The sequence below is a fragment of the Paenibacillus sophorae genome (genome assembly GCF_018966525.1).
GTDB lineage: Bacteria > Bacillota > Bacilli > Paenibacillales > Paenibacillaceae > Paenibacillus_AQ > Paenibacillus_AQ sophorae.
Map to the genome: position 1 here is coordinate 4,468,527 of NZ_CP076607.1, position 14,144 is coordinate 4,482,670.

The 14,144-nt window shown below is 49.1% G+C and carries 15 protein-coding genes; 3 read left to right on the plus strand and 12 right to left on the minus strand.

The genetic code is table 11. From position 1 onward, the window contains the following. Positions 1–202: 202 nt before the first annotated feature. Complete coding sequence (locus KP014_RS21655; RefSeq protein ID WP_036597082.1) at positions 203–541, minus strand: DUF1801 domain-containing protein; 339 nt, start codon at positions 539–541, stop codon at positions 203–205. A gap of 69 nt (positions 542–610) precedes the next feature. Beyond that, positions 611–967, minus strand: coding sequence for a cupin domain-containing protein (locus KP014_RS21660; RefSeq protein WP_216700406.1), 357 nt, complete (start codon positions 965–967; stop codon positions 611–613). Between the two features lie 242 nt (positions 968–1,209). On the opposite strand from KP014_RS21660, the gene KP014_RS21665 reads away from it, so the two are divergent. Continuing rightward, positions 1,210–2,103, plus strand: coding sequence for a DMT family transporter (locus tag KP014_RS21665; RefSeq protein WP_036597065.1), 894 nt, complete (start codon positions 1,210–1,212; stop codon positions 2,101–2,103). On the opposite strand, the gene KP014_RS21670 is transcribed toward KP014_RS21665, so the two are convergent. Beyond that, positions 2,100–2,276: a hypothetical protein gene (locus KP014_RS21670; RefSeq protein ID WP_175491858.1), complete on the minus strand. Its 177-nt coding sequence runs from the start codon at positions 2,274–2,276 to the stop codon at positions 2,100–2,102. The genes KP014_RS21665 and KP014_RS21670 overlap by 4 nt on opposite strands. A 127-nt stretch (positions 2,277–2,403) precedes the next feature. On the opposite strand from KP014_RS21670, the gene KP014_RS21675 reads away from it, so the two are divergent. Further along, positions 2,404–2,625 carry a cysteine-rich CWC family protein gene (locus KP014_RS21675; protein WP_036597064.1) on the plus strand — a complete coding sequence of 74 codons (222 nt, stop codon included), beginning with the start codon at positions 2,404–2,406 and terminating at the stop codon, positions 2,623–2,625. A 76-nt stretch (positions 2,626–2,701) separates the two neighbouring features. On the opposite strand, the gene KP014_RS21680 is transcribed toward KP014_RS21675, so the two are convergent. From KP014_RS21680 to KP014_RS21705, 6 genes are all read right to left on the minus strand, one after another. Beyond that, positions 2,702–3,337: a hypothetical protein gene (locus KP014_RS21680; protein WP_036597062.1), complete on the minus strand. Its 636-nt coding sequence runs from the start codon at positions 3,335–3,337 to the stop codon at positions 2,702–2,704. 141 nt (positions 3,338–3,478) lie between these two features. Further along, positions 3,479–4,447, minus strand: a complete 969-nt coding sequence (locus KP014_RS21685; RefSeq protein WP_036597060.1) for a Gfo/Idh/MocA family protein — start codon at positions 4,445–4,447, stop codon at positions 3,479–3,481. Beyond that, positions 4,444–5,874 (minus strand): PTS fructose transporter subunit IIC, encoded by a 1,431-nt coding sequence (locus KP014_RS21690; protein WP_090834191.1) that lies wholly within the window; start codon positions 5,872–5,874, stop codon positions 4,444–4,446. Before KP014_RS21690 ends, KP014_RS21685 begins: the two co-directional genes overlap by 4 nt. 351 nt (positions 5,875–6,225) lie before the next feature. Then, positions 6,226–6,909: a ribose 5-phosphate isomerase A gene (gene rpiA / locus KP014_RS21695; protein WP_036604233.1), complete on the minus strand. Its 684-nt coding sequence runs from the start codon at positions 6,907–6,909 to the stop codon at positions 6,226–6,228. Between the two features lie 11 nt (positions 6,910–6,920). Continuing rightward, on the minus strand, positions 6,921–7,874 hold the full coding sequence (locus tag KP014_RS21700) for a sugar-binding transcriptional regulator (protein ID WP_036604232.1): 954 nt from the start codon (positions 7,872–7,874) through the stop codon (positions 6,921–6,923). 79 nt (positions 7,875–7,953) lie between these two features. Further along, complete coding sequence (locus KP014_RS21705) at positions 7,954–9,042, minus strand: GIY-YIG nuclease family protein (RefSeq protein WP_036604231.1); 1,089 nt, start codon at positions 9,040–9,042, stop codon at positions 7,954–7,956. A 227-nt stretch (positions 9,043–9,269) separates the two neighbouring features. Between KP014_RS21705 and KP014_RS21710 the strand changes: the two genes are divergently transcribed. Continuing rightward, positions 9,270–10,133, plus strand: a complete 864-nt coding sequence (locus KP014_RS21710; RefSeq protein ID WP_051500646.1) for a nitroreductase family protein — start codon at positions 9,270–9,272, stop codon at positions 10,131–10,133. Between the two features lie 84 nt (positions 10,134–10,217). Here the strand turns inward: KP014_RS21710 and KP014_RS21715 are convergent, their stop codons facing one another. From KP014_RS21715 to KP014_RS21725, 3 genes are all read right to left on the minus strand, one after another. Then, on the minus strand, positions 10,218–11,684 hold the full coding sequence (locus tag KP014_RS21715) for an amino acid permease (RefSeq protein ID WP_090834201.1): 1,467 nt from the start codon (positions 11,682–11,684) through the stop codon (positions 10,218–10,220). Between the two features lie 215 nt (positions 11,685–11,899). Further along, positions 11,900–13,393, minus strand: a complete 1,494-nt coding sequence (locus KP014_RS21720; protein WP_036602220.1) for a DHA2 family efflux MFS transporter permease subunit — start codon at positions 13,391–13,393, stop codon at positions 11,900–11,902. A 32-nt stretch (positions 13,394–13,425) separates the two neighbouring features. After that, positions 13,426–14,055: a TetR/AcrR family transcriptional regulator gene (locus KP014_RS21725; protein WP_036602218.1), complete on the minus strand. Its 630-nt coding sequence runs from the start codon at positions 14,053–14,055 to the stop codon at positions 13,426–13,428. Positions 14,056–14,144: the final 89 nt, after the last annotated feature.

Below are 14,144 nucleotides of genomic sequence, written 5' to 3' on the forward strand. Positions count from 1 at the left end.
TTGTTGACTATAATTTTTATTTTCTCTTTGTTTGGAGTTATCTCATTAACGAGCTGCATAATATTCTTTCTGAAACACTATTTAGAATTAAATTCACTTCATTTTCAGAAATAGTGGTGAAAAGAATATTAAATAAAGAAGGTTTAAAAGTATTCGAGATATACAAAAAGCTCCCACAGCAACCTGCGGGAGCTTCTATTAATTACAGCTCTTTAGAGGACTGAGCGAGAAGCCCGGCCAGCAACTCATAATCCGGCGAATCCTCTTCGCGTATTTTGATCGACTTGCGTTCGGCAGGGCCTTCGAACTCTTTGGGGACATCAATCCCGCTGACATTGAACAGCATAAAGGCTACCGCATCTTTAGAGGGCGTAATGACCGCAGCGTATTTCCCGTTTTTTAGAAAATGCGGTTTCTTGTATTGAATCCGTTCTTGAACCTCGGGAATGGTCTGATGAACCATTTGGCGGAGCTGATTGCAAACCTCGATCTGCCAGGGTGATTTAATGTTCTCGATAAACTCGGTAACCTCAGGATTCATCATACTGTTCGCTCCTTCCATAATCGGTTCTGTGATATCGGAAGCCTCCCGCATCACTGTCCGTCTGCATCAAGAATAGTAGATGATGTCCGTAAACTCAAGGAGAGTTTCTTGATTATTTGTAAATGAGTGTGGGGAAGTACAGTCAAAGTAAATGGAATCGCCTTCTTTTAATACATATTCTTGAGCATTTACTCTCAGCGTTAATTCTCCCCTTACCACTAGAATATACTCTTGTGTTTTTGGTGAATGACCATCAGACTCTTTTGAAGCATGCGGTTCCATCTCTACTTTAAACAATTCAAAATCCCTAATCGGATTATTCGTATAGTAGCAATATGAACGAAAAGAGTCATTATTCTCGGATTGCATCTTCGTGTCGGATTTACGGATCACAACGGCCTGGTCGATGGCTTCATCGATCAATTTGGTGTATGGCACTTTCAATCCGCTGGCAATTTTCCAAATGGTATTGATGGTGGGACTTGACTCGCCTTTTTCATTTGAGAAAGCATCATTTTACTTACACCGGATAACTCAGACAATTGACCCAGGCTTAAATTTCATGGATGCTTAATAAAGCAAGGATTGCCCTCTGCATCTAATCTAATACAGGGACGATTCGCTCTACGCAGAAAATATTGATTTTTTAAGAGAGGATCACTATTATGAGCAAAGCTAAAATCAGTTTCATCATTTCCATGCTGATATTCGGGAGTATAGGTTTGTTTGTGCGGAATATCCCATTTACCTCCAGTCAGATTGCGCTGGTAAGGGGTTTAGTCGGAAGTCTCTTGTTATTCGCTGCCAGCTTCGTATTTACTCAAAGGCTTTCATGGAAAAGAATACGGCCCAATCTATGGCTGCTTGCTGCATCCGGAATCGCACTCGGAATGAACTGGATTTTCTTGTTTCAAGCCTACCATTACACGACGATTGCAAATGCGACGATATGCTACTATTTTGCGCCAATCTTTGTGATGTTCTTATCCCCGCTGATCCTCAAAGAACGCTTAAAGATGATCAATGTCCTGTGTATCCTGTCTGCAATGGCAGGGATGTTATGTATCGTCGGAATAGGCGGCGGCGCGGCCGCAACAAATAATATTTTAGGAATCGGATACGGTTTAACGGCAGCGGCTTTATATGCCATTGTTATAATGATCAATAAATTCTTAAAAAACATCTCAGGTATCGAGAGCTCCTTTATGCAGCTGTTAATTTCAGCCTTTTCTTTGTTTCCATATGTTCTGCTCAATGATGAATTTCAAATATCCTCAGCTTCCGGCACATCCATAGGACTGCTTGTTATCGTGGGAGTTGTACATACGGGCATTGCATACCTCATTTATTTTTCTGCCCTAAGGAAATTAAGCAGTCAAACCATTGCCGCTTTCAGCTATATCGACCCTATTTCAGCCATCCTAATGTCAAGTATTTTCCTGCATGAAAATATGACTCTTTTACAAATATTTGGAGGCATATTGATTTTGGGAGCTGCGTTCGTAAATGAAATGGCTGGGACAAAAAAAGAACTTGATCTAATAAAAGAGAGTGTTTAATATTTCTTAGAGTTCTGCTGCTCATTGGAGTTAATTAGAATGTCAAGACGGTCGATGATCCACTCGTCATTTTCCAGTCTTTTTTTCAGTTTATGATAGATTCCTCCAAATCCTGCAATCAGGATGATTAGTCCGAGTATTGTGGATAGGATGAAAAAATTTTCAGCTGTCATAGTAACACCTCCTGCGTTTCCGCATTCTTCGTCCGACAGTTGCTATATCTACTGTATACGATTATACTGACGCCGGATATCTTTTGGGGCAAGTTTTATATCATTAGAAAAATGGAGGGATTTCCGGATGACGGATCAATCCAAACTTACGGCGCAGTCTGCGGGAACCTGTCCTCTGTGCGGAAAAGCCAATGGCTGCGCGGGCGCGGCGGGCCGCTCTCACGCAGAGTGCTGGTGCATGAACGAGATTTTTCCCCAGGAGATATTGAAGCAGGTTCCGAAAGAGCATCTCGGCAAAGCCTGCATTTGCAAGGAGTGCCTGGAGGCGTATAAGCGGAACGGCGGATAGCGTACATCTCACGGATTAATGCATGTAGCTACACTTCCACCTGTGATAAGTCCCTGCGCCGCTTGTCCGCTTTCTCTCAATACTGCCCCTTGGCATACCCGAGAATCGCCGCTGCCGCTCTTTCCCGCCGCTCCGGGTCCTCACTGCGAAGCGCCAATTTCAGAACCTCCAGCGCTTCTTCAATCGTCTTGATATCTACCCTAACCCGTTCCGTCCGGGATATCTGCGGTTCGGTTGTCGGGATAAGCCAACGACCCAGCCCGGCCTCTTCGGCCGGCAGGGGGTAAACTGAAACAGCCGCGCCTGCATTCAGCCATTCCCGTAAGGCGGGGTTCAGTTCGTCCCGGGGAATGCGGCTCAGCCAGGTAACTCCCCTGCGGTGACACATGCCATCCTGCTCGTTATCATATCGTTCGTCATAGAAATAGTCGCCAAGGTCACCCAGATACACATATCCTCCGTCTTCGACGGCTACCAGCACGTAATCTCCGTCCCGCATCCCATGCACAAAAAGCTCGACCCCAGCCGCCGCCTCGTCCGGATCGGCTGACACTTTGCCGTACACGGCAGCGAACCTCTTCCGCAGTTCCTCACTGCCCATATGCTCCAGATCGCCGATTCCCGGCCAGCCGATACAGACGAAGTTGTCTTCCAGAAAGCTCGCCAGCCGATCAGTGCCGTTTGGCCGTGATGACATTTGATAGAGCTTCATATTCGTTCCTCCTTATAATAGGGGATAAAATTCTTGCAGGTTAAACCGTACCATGCCGTTTAGGTGTCAATCAATCCTTTTGGTCATACGCCAAAAAACCGGGCCTCGGCGGTGTGCCGGGACTCGGTTTTTTTGAAACGGTTATTCAAAAGGATATTTTATACCCCATTGGTTACGGACATTGGTCATAAGAGCCATAACATCATTGGACAGATGCAGCGTAGCTGTATTCTTCTTATTTATAATGAAATTCTGCATATCTTCCACTTCGTATTCCAATGCTTTGGCCGTTTCTCCGGCCTCAATTTGTTCTACTCTGCCGTCGGTATAAGTAATGGTGGCTTTATCCGCTCTTGGGAAGTTGTCTACGGTGATGAATCCAAGCTCTCCCGCGACTATACCGCGCTTCGGCATTTTGGCCCGCATGGTCAGCGAGATGACCGCCATCTCGTCCGCCTCGTTCTTCAGAACGATTCCGGATTGCTCGTCCACACCGGTTTCAAATGTTTTCACTGTCGTCAGAACTTCATTCGGCTGCTGGGACAGGAAGAAGCGGGTGAAGGATAGCGCATAAGTCCCGATATCGAGGAGCGCGCCCCCGGCCAGATCTTTGCTGAAAAAGCGGTTCTTCACATCGTACTCTTTGCAGCTTCCGAACGATACCTGAATCATTTTCAGCTTGCCGAGCTGTCCCGAATCCAGAATCTCCTTGAGTTTCTTGTATACAGGCATATAATACAGCGTCATCGCTTCGGCAACAACCAGGTTCTTCTCTTCGGCCAATGCGATAATTTCGGTTAATTGCTCGCTGTTTACCGTAATTGCCTTTTCGCTGATCACATGCTTGCCATGCTTCAGGCTCTCTATAATAAACTTGTGGTGCAGATTATGAGGGGTGGAGATGTAGACAACGTCGATCGCTTCGTCCTTTAACATCTCTGTATAATCGCCGAAGGCATTTTCGACTTGATTCTTATCGGCAAAGGCCTGCGCCTCTTCCTGTGATATTCCTGCTACGGCGTAGACACTTCCATTTACCGTTTTGATCGCTTTGACAAAATCCGATGCTGCCCAACCCGGGCCGATGATGGCCCAATTCAACTTACTCATAGTTTCAGTTCCCCCTGAACATTCTCATATTGTATTTTTGCATCGCTAGACACACTTACGTTTTTCTTAACAAAAGAAAGGATGCCCGCCGTAACCGCTGTGCCTGCCAAAATGGCAATGATATACGGCACCAGTTGGGTAACGACATTCGGAATCAACAGCACCCATACGCCGCCGTGCGGTACGGCAAGTCCGGCTCCAAACGCCATCGAAAGGCCGCCTGCCACTGCGGAACCGGCCATGATGGACGGGATGACCCGAAGAGGATCGGTCGCTGCGAACGGGATCGCGCCTTCGGTAATGAAGGATGCGCCCAAAGCCCAGCAGGCTTTCCCCGCTTCTTTTTCCGCAGCCGTGTACTTTCTCTTGGCAAGCACAGTCGACAGCGCAATACCAAGCGGCGGAACCATACCGGCTGCCATAACAGCCGCCATAATCGGAGAAGCGTGACCCGGTACGAGAGTGGAAGTGGCGAACGCATAGGCCGCTTTGTTTACCGGACCTCCCATGTCGAAGGCCTGCATCAGTCCAAGAATAATTCCAAGTATTGCCGCATTTGTACCATTAAGCGAATTCAACCAATCAGCCAATGCCTTGTTAACGAAGGCTACCGGCTCTCCGACAACATAGACCATGAGCAGTCCCATAACAGCCGCAGACAGCAGAGGAATGATAAGGATCGGCATCAGGCCCTGCATCGTTTTGGGCAGCTTCAGATACTTCTTGATCGCGAGCACCAGATAGCCTGCGGCAAAGCCGGCAAGCAGAGCGCCAAGGAAGCCCGACCCGTTCGTGCTGGCAAAATATCCGCCGATCATACCGGGTACTAGAGCGGGTCTGTCGGCAATCGAATAAGCAATATATGCGCCCAAGATCGGAATCATCAAGGCAAATGCCGATTTACCTGTTGTGAACAACGTTTCGCCAATCGAACCCGGATGGTCGAAGACATAAATACCGCCGATGGCGAAGCCTAGTGCTATCAGCAGGCCGCCTGCCACCACAAAGGGAATCATGAACGAAACGCCGGTCATCAGATGCTTGTAGATCCCGCTTCTTGATTCTTTTTCTTCCGCCTTGATTTGATTCACCTGCTCGGTCAGATCCACGTTTGCGGGAGCCGCCGGCTGGGCGCTTAAAGCCCGGTTAATCAGTTCTTTAGGGTCTCTAATGGCTTCCTTAACCGGAACTTCAATGATTGATCTTCCGGCAAAACGGCTCTTATCCACCTTCGTATCCGCGGCAATAATGATTCCGTCCGCTTCCCGCAGATCCTGTTCCGTAATCACGTTCTCGGCGCCAACGGAGCCTTGGGTCTCTACTTTGATGTTATGCCCCATTGCTTTGGCCGCCACTTGAAGTGCTTCCGCCGCCATATAGGTGTGAGCTATACCGGTCGGACATGACGTAATGGCTACAAGCTTCATTATTAATCGTCCCCTTGTACTTTAATTAAGCGCTTACAACTTGATAATTAAAATTAATTTCATCTTACTCCCCATCCCCGGCTAACCTACCACCACCTAGTTATTCTGCACATTTGTGCGTTGTATAATAATATGTGCTCACTTTCACAGTTTCAGTATAACACCCGCTTTGGGATTGTCAACAAGAAATTTAGTAATAATTTCTACTGGATTTTGCCTGCCAGGATAGCGAAGTCGACTACATAAAAATGCAAATAACCAATAAACCGCACCGGCGTATGCTGAAGCCTCCAGCGTCACGCCAACCCGATTTATTGGACTTTTTTAACGGATTAGATTATAAAGTATGGCTCAATTCTTTGTTCCGGATACCAGACGGACGCCGGATTCACCAGCAATCAGCGCTTTCGTAGCCACATTGACAAATAAGGATGTATCGACCACCCCGCGAATCTGCTGCAGCTCGCTTTCAAGCTTGGCAATATCGTCCACCTGTTCAAAATGCACGTCCAGCAGCAGATTTCCGTTCTCCGTCACGGTAAACCCGTCTTTGGCGGCACTCGTTCGAATGGACGGCTTGCCCCCAAGTTCGGCAACCTTATGTTGCACATAGGCCAGGGAATCTTCGAGGATCTCCAGAACGACGGGATGCTTAAAGGTCAGGCGACTCACAAACTTCGTATCGTCGACAAGCAGTATGTAGTCCTCCGCCATGGAAGCGATTAGCTTTTCCTTCGTATGGATGCCGCCGCCGCTCTTCAGCGCGTTCAAGCTCTCATCCACCTCATCGCAGCCGTCAAAAGCTACCGATATTTGCTCCACCGCGGACGTGTACAGCACCTCCAGCCCGTTCTGGATGCATAGCAGTCTCGTTTTGACGGATGGCGTAACTACTTTGACCTCTAGATTGGCATCCTCTTTGATATATTGGATCAGATAGGATATGGTGCTTCCTCCACCCAAGCCGATAATCGTACCGGTCTTAATCAATTTGAGGGCTTCCCGAGCGCATACTTTCTTGATATCGTCAGACATTGTTCTCCTCCTTAGACTGTACGTTCCAATATGATCCTGGCCGTTTCTTCAGTAGTCACCAGAACGTTAACATATTTTCCGCGCAAAGCGCCAATAATGGCGTCTGCCTTCTCCGGCGACTCCGCGACTCCAATGGAATACTTCGTCTTGTGCAAATGGTCCAGCCCAATCGCAATCCTACGCTCGGAGATGCTTGTAGTTACAAGATTTCCGTCGATATCAAAAAATTGGGAACAAATATCCCCGACAATTTGGCCTCTTTCCAGTTCTTCAAACAGCTCGTTCCCGTAAAAAGAATTCCAGGTCGCGCTGCCCTTCATCTGTATGGAACCGATGCCAAAAATCGCAATCGTAACCTTTTCCCAAAGATCCGATATATTCTGAAAATATTGCGACTCCACGATTTGATCCCGCGTTTCCTTAAGCTCCAATATGGCAGGAACATCAATCAGGTAGGACGTACCTTTAAACTTCTGCGCGGCTGCGTACACAAGGGTATTCACATGGAATTGACTCTCCAGTTTGCCGGACGGCCCGCCAACCATGGGCACAAACACTGCGCTGGATTCGCGGGGCTCTTCCAGTTCATTAATGACCTCGGCAAGTGAGCTTCCCCAGGCTAACCCGACCACATCTTCATCCCCGACAATCCGGCTCACTAGCTGTGCGCAAGCCTGGCCCATGACTTTCAGCTTGGCCTTCTTGTCATCGCCTGTAACCGGGACTACGATTGCTTCCTTCAGACCGAAGCGCTCCACCAGTTGCCGTTCGATGCTGAAGGTTTCGCTGAGGCTATAGTTAATCGTGATCTTCACGATGCCTTTCTCGCGGATTTTCTTCAACATACGGCTTATGGTCGTCCGGTAAATCCCAAGCTCCTTTGAAATTTCGCTCTGCGTCATGTCGTTGTCGTAATACATTTGAGCAACCTTCAGCATTAACCTGATCTCTTCATTATTATCCATGTAGACACCTCGTAGCTTTTGCACATTTGTTCATGTAGATATAAAATGTGCTAATGTGCAATTTGAGTATATGCTTTTTTCAAGTGGGAGTCAATGCGTTATTCAGATAAGCATGAAGCGCCTCATCGGTATCGGTAGGGTCCCCGGATGCGAGCCATTCATCCGGAATAAAGAGATAACGGCAGGCGCTGCCCTGGAGATAGCTGTAGATAATCTGGGCTTCATCGATTTCTTCACGGCTGACTTTACTGGAAAGAAGAGTGGAATCGGCCCCGAAGCTATTCATTATTAAAGTCTTTATCTTGGCGTGCAGCGATTCCATTCCGGAAGGCGTGATAGTTAGTTTTTCCCTGTGAAGAATTACATTCCGCTTGACGAGAAAGAGCTTGATCGTATCCTCGCTTAAATATTCAATGATGACGATATTCCGGTTCTCTTCGGTGAAGCCGATCACTTTTTCCTTATTTAGAATGATGTTTACCGACTCCATATAGTCCCTGTATTTCGCCGCCGTCTCAAAGTCGTATTGCTCTGCCGCCTCCTGCATTCTTTGCTGTATTTCTTCATACAACCCCCGGTCGCTGCCGTCAAGAAGAGCGATAAAGCGGCCTAAGATCCGGTTGTATTCGGTAACAGCCTCGCCGCCCAGACACATACCAAGACATAGCCCGAGGGAATGGTTCAAACATGCGGAGCTGCTGAAATGAGAATGAGTGCAGGCGATTTTATAACATTCCTGAATCCCTTGAACCGCCCGTTCCACCGAATTCTTGTTGGCTGTGTAGGGTCCGAATACCACATGGCCATCGTTTGCACCAGGATTGTTGGTGATTTCTATACGCCGCATCCCTTCGCTGATCTTTATAACAATGTAGGTGTAGGCGAGCGGATTTTTCATCTTTTTATTGTACATGGGCTTCAATTCCTGAATTAACTTGCATTCCAGCATAAAAGCCTCAAACTCGGTGTCTGTCACCCTGTGCTCAAGGTCCTTTATATGGCCCACCAGCTGCTTTACCTTTTTGGGATGGGACCTCAAGTTATAGAAGTAGGATTGCACTCTTTTTTTGAGGTTCTTGGACTTGCCGACATAAATGATCCCGCCAAGCGAATCTTTCATCAGATAGACTCCCGGCGATGAGGGAAGGCTGCTAATTTTGTCTTTCATTTATGGAAAAAGCCTCCTTCTGCCGCTAGGTTCTTCGGCCATTCTACTAGACTTAGACCCATTATAGCATGACAGAACATTCCTAAATTCATCCTAAGGAAAATCGAGAAGGCATTAGTTCATACGGCTGTAATCCAGATATTGACAGATCAAGAGGGTGTGATACGATATATTAGACCGATCAGTTTATTACATGCCGATCAAACAAATCCGAAGGAGTGAACCTTGTGGGACTTATTACAATCGATCAAGATGAGTGCATACAATGCAAGATGTGCGTCAATGAATGTCCAACTTATGCATTAACTATGGGAGAACAAGGTCCCGAAGCGACGTCGCCGACAGCCTGTTTTGAATGCGGACATTGTGTCGCTGTATGCCCAAACGAAGCGATTGATCATTCATTAACGCCGCTGGCCGGACAGCTTCCAATCACGGAATTCAGCAAGTTTAGCGCAGAAGAAGCAGAGCGCTTCTTACGATCCCGCCGTTCCATTCGCAGTTACAAGAAGACGGCGGTTCCACGGGAAAAACTGCTGCAGCTTGTGGAGATCGCCCGCTTCGCGCCGACGGGAGGCAACACGCAAGGGATCTCCTATGTCATTGTTGATGATAAAGAGACTTTGCGCAAGGCTTCGGAAATGACGATCCAGTCACTGGAAAATGACCCTGTGTTAGGAATGCGATATTCTGCTATCGTTGACGCATACCGTGAACAAGGAACGGATGTGATTCTACGCGATGCTCCAAGTCTCATCCTTACAACCGCTGCTAAAGATTTCAAGAACGGCCGGGAAAATTCGATCTTCTCGCTGACTTATCTCGAATTATTTGCGCCATCTCTCGGCTTAGGTTCCTGTTGGGCAGGGGGGCTCGAATTTTGCGCGTGTGCGGAAGATTCACCCATGCTGGAGTTATTCCATATCCCCGAAGATAAGGTCATCACCGGAGCCGTAATGGTTGGTTATCCAATGTATCAATATAAAAGATTAGTGGACCGGAATCCGCTGGATGTTGCTTTTTTTAGCAATGGAAAGCAGAAAAATAATGTCCCCTCCCCATCGATTAGTAAGAATCTAGAGGTTCGCTAAACTCAGCAAAACCTAAAAGCATCGGGTAAGCAGCTTCGCGGGAAAGCCTCCCCGGAGCTGCTTTATTTTTTCTGTCTCAATCACTCATTTCTTCGTCTTAGGGTCGGTCAGCTCTTCAGACATCTCCGCGTTGGCGTAACCTGGAGACACAGCGGGTGGCAGCGGACGGAGCGGTTTCCGCGATAAATCTGGAGATTTTCCGCGAAAGCGGCCGACCGCATACAAACCAGCGAACAACAGAACAAACATTATTCCAGCCGCAAGGCCTCCCCCCTGTCCCGGGATCAGGGGCATGCTTACGATAATTGCGATCAGGCTCCCGATGGAGAGCCATGACGTATAAGGAAAGCCTCTCATTCCACGCCGCCGTACAAACGAACCGCCTTGCCGCTTACGGAGCCGGTAATGGCTAGCCATTATGACGGCATAGACGAATAGCAGAGAGAAGCCGCCAGAGCTGACCAGAAATAAATAAATGCCCTGCGGCAGCATCAATCCGAGACCGAGAGCGCCCAGCATGGCGCCTCCCGATACGAGAATACCGCGATACGGAATATCCGAGCGATCCCGCATCCAGACGGGTGTGTGTCCTTCCTCGGCCAAAGAACGGAGCATGCGGCCCAAGCCGAAGACAGATGCAAGCATCGTGGATAATATTGCCGTAACCAGCACAATGTTCATTACAGTTCCCGTCCAGCCCAAACCATGCAGGGTAAGCGCCGATACGAATGGGCTTACCTGTTCGGACACGAGGGAACGGGGAATTAGCAAAAACAGAGCCGTTATGGCAGCTAAATATAGACCCACCAGCAGTACGATCGTGAGCCGGATGGCCTTCGGTATTGTTACTGCCGGATTGCGCGTTTCGGGTACAGCAAGTCCGAGCACTTCAAATCCCGCATAGGTAAACATAACCATCAGCATGCTCCCTGCAATGCCGCTGATCCCTCCCGGCATCCAGGGCTCGCCGGTCAGGACGCTGTAGCCGGCCGCCGCTGCGCCGCCCTGCCCGGCTGCCGTACCGAACAGAGCGGTCCCGATTCCGGCGGCCAAGCATACGGCTATCACCACAAAAGCCGCAATGGCGAGCAGCTTAATCGCCGAAAGCCCGCTTTCGAGCTTGCTTAACCGGTCTGCCCCCAGCAAGTTAAGCAGCGTTACCGTGATAATAATAACCACCCCGAGAATAGGGAGTGAAAACATAGGAAACCAATTCCGAAGTAAAATGGATGCCGCCGTCGCTTCGCTTGACATAGCCAGCACAAGCCCGGTCCAGTATACCCAGCCTACCGTAAAGCCGGCTCCCCGGCCAAAGGCTTGTTCAGCATAGGTGCGGAATGAGCCGGACGCCGGATTCGCAACCGTCATTTCCGATAACGCCGTTAATATGAAATAGACCAGAATCCCGCCAATCACATAAGCCACAAGTACAGAAGGCCCCGCCGCGCGAACCGCCACCGATGAACCCAGGAAAAATGAGCCGCCCACAATGGTTCCAAGCGCAAGCATGGTTAGCTGCCATACCGATAACCCCTTCTCTTCACGCTTCATAAGACGCCCTCCAACGATCTGTTTGACATCAGTATCTGCAAATATCGGAGGAATTACCCATGAGTATGCGGCAACCGTCATCCCATCCTGTACAGGCGGATCGTCCGCTTCCATAAACAAAACAAAAGGGATGCCCCGCAAGCGATAATCTCGCTCGAAGGGCATCCCCTATTCACTGCATCCGGCTTCTGCCGATTATGCGGTATAGTCTGTTATCAATGGCCAGGTAATAACGCGCCATCCTCCTGGGGAAATTTGCCGTCCCCGGAAGAATTGACCTTGGGCTTGCGCAAAATCAGGCTGATCACAACGCCGGCAGCGGCAATACAGGCTGACAGGAGAAATACATCGTCAAAGCCCATGACCGCCGCAGCCAGCGGATTGCCGCCTTTACCGGCCGCTGCCAGATGTTCGTTGATCTGTGTAGTCAGATATCCGGTCATTCCGGCGACGGAGAAAGAAACGATAACCTGCTGCGCAGCTGTAGTCAGCGGCGTAACGCGCCCAACGAGATGGCGCGGCGCGGCGTTAAGCACATGTGTATTCACTGGCATCATCGTGAGGCCCATACCAAGGCCCATCAGTACAAGACAGACCATGATGATCGGCAGACTTGTATCAGCTGTAATATTCGAAAGCAGGAACAGCGCAGTTGAGATGATGGACAGCCCGACAAACGCCAGCGGTCTTGCGCCGATCTTGTCGAACAGCCGTCCGCCAAGCGGCATGCCGATACCGGAGGCCAGCGCTTGCGGCAGAAGAATCAGACCGGTCTCAAGCGGAGTGAACTGGCGCACATTCTGCAAATACAGCGGCACAAACAGCATGGAGCCGAACAAGGCCGCTTGGGTTACCCATGACACGAAGATGCCGCGGGTAAAGTCGGATGAGCCAAAGACGCGCAGCTCAAGCAGCGGATTCTTTTGCCGCAGCTCCACAATAATGAACAAGAGCAAAGCGACACCGCCAATGGTGAGGCCCGTAATCGCCGGTGTAGTCGACCAGCCAGTGCCTCCACCTTCATTAACACCGTAAGCCAGCATGGAGAAAGCAATCGGCGCCAGAATGATGCCGAGCAGATCGAGATGCGGCGTATCATGCCGCTCGGTATTCGGCAAATACTTCACGCCGAGAATAACGGCCAGGATGCCAATTGGCAGATTGATGAGGAATATCCAGTGCCAGCTCACATACTCAATCAGCCAGCCGGAAAGAATCGGGCCCAGCGCCGGAGCAAGCAGCATCGGAATGCCGAGCATGCCCATAATGGAGCCTCTGCGCTCCGGCGGGGCCAGCCGGAACACCATAGCCATCCCGATTGGAGCGACCATCCCGCCTCCTAAGCCCTGAATGACGCGATAAATAATGAGCTGCACGGGTGTCTGGGCAATGGAGCACAGCACCGATCCAATGACGAACATAACGACCGTCCCAACGAATACCCGCTTGGAGCCGAACCGGTCGGTCATCCATCCCGCCAGCGGGATCACAGCAGATAAAGCAAGCGTATATCCCGTAATCGTCCATTGAATGGTCTTGAGATCCGCATTGAAATATTCGGTAAGGTTCGGAATGGCCACATTAACCACCGTGCTGTCCAGGATGACCATAATCATCCCGACGATAATGGCCAGCAAAGGCGGAATTATCGCTTTTAGCGAAAAAGACTCCGTTTCGGCAGTCGAAGCCGCCTGTTTAGTATGTTCCATGAATCTCCACTCTTTCTATATAAGTTTTTCGGTTAAATCTCATACTTGTGAAAATAATGGTCGATCAGATGATCAACCTGAATTTCAACCGAGGGCAGATGCACGCCGGGCAAGTTCTCGTCATGGTCTTCCGGTTCCGCGCATGTGTACGCGACAATCGGCATTAATACTGCTCCGAAAAGCTGAACCATCATCATCCTGAGCCGGTCTTCATCCTGCTCACCTGTTGTCTCCCGCAAAACGGACAGCATTTTTTGCTGCTTCATTGTTTTGCTGTATTGGGAATATTTATGAAGTGAGCCCATGATGCTTGGGGTTTTATTCATCATGTGCTTGGCCAGTCCCGGATATTGCAGAAGATGGCTGGCATACTGCCCAAAGAACAGCTTCAGCCGTTCTTTGGGCGGCAGAGCGTCATCCTCAAGCGCATTGAACGCGGCATCAAAACGGGAAATCAGCGTACGGATCGCCTCAATCAGCAGATTATCCTTGGACCGGTAATAGTAATTTACAAGCGCCAGATTCACCTCGGCCTTCGCGGCTATTCGGCGCAAGGTTACACATTCTACTCCTCCCTCGCATATCAAATCTACTGTGGCGTCAAGAATTTGCTGCTTCGTATCTTTATCTCCGAAAACCTCAGGATCTTGTTCCAGGGTCATGTAGAGCCATTTCTCCTTCCTGCGCCTATTTTACACAGTGATTTAAACATCGTTTAATACATTGTTTAATATACTCCACACCGAAATCG

What these genes read in the sequence shown, in the direction of transcription:
- KP014_RS21665 (WP_036597065.1), top strand. Translation starts at nt 1,210, where the DNA reads ATGAGCAAAGCTAAAATCAGTTTCATCATTTCCATGCTGATATTCGGG.
- KP014_RS21700 (WP_036604232.1), bottom strand. Translation starts at nt 7,874, where the DNA reads ATGGATAATAATGAAGAGATCAGGTTAATGCTGAAGGTTGCTCAAATG.
- KP014_RS21655 (WP_036597082.1), bottom strand. Translation starts at nt 541, where the DNA reads ATGAATCCTGAGGTTACCGAGTTTATCGAGAACATTAAATCACCCTGG.
- KP014_RS21720 (WP_036602220.1), bottom strand. Translation starts at nt 13,393, where the DNA reads ATGGAACATACTAAACAGGCGGCTTCGACTGCCGAAACGGAGTCTTTT.
- KP014_RS21690 (WP_090834191.1), bottom strand. Translation starts at nt 5,874, where the DNA reads ATGAAGCTTGTAGCCATTACGTCATGTCCGACCGGTATAGCTCACACC.
- KP014_RS21715 (WP_090834201.1), bottom strand. Translation starts at nt 11,684, where the DNA reads ATGAAGCGTGAAGAGAAGGGGTTATCGGTATGGCAGCTAACCATGCTT.
- rpiA (WP_036604233.1), bottom strand. Translation starts at nt 6,909, where the DNA reads ATGTCTGACGATATCAAGAAAGTATGCGCTCGGGAAGCCCTCAAATTG.
- KP014_RS21705 (WP_036604231.1), bottom strand. Translation starts at nt 9,042, where the DNA reads ATGAAAGACAAAATTAGCAGCCTTCCCTCATCGCCGGGAGTCTATCTG.
- KP014_RS21675 (WP_036597064.1), top strand. Translation starts at nt 2,404, where the DNA reads ATGACGGATCAATCCAAACTTACGGCGCAGTCTGCGGGAACCTGTCCT.
- KP014_RS21725 (WP_036602218.1), bottom strand. Translation starts at nt 14,055, where the DNA reads ATGACCCTGGAACAAGATCCTGAGGTTTTCGGAGATAAAGATACGAAG.
- KP014_RS21685 (WP_036597060.1), bottom strand. Translation starts at nt 4,447, where the DNA reads ATGAGTAAGTTGAATTGGGCCATCATCGGCCCGGGTTGGGCAGCATCG.
- KP014_RS21680 (WP_036597062.1), bottom strand. Translation starts at nt 3,337, where the DNA reads ATGAAGCTCTATCAAATGTCATCACGGCCAAACGGCACTGATCGGCTG.
- KP014_RS21670 (WP_175491858.1), bottom strand. Translation starts at nt 2,276, where the DNA reads ATGACAGCTGAAAATTTTTTCATCCTATCCACAATACTCGGACTAATC.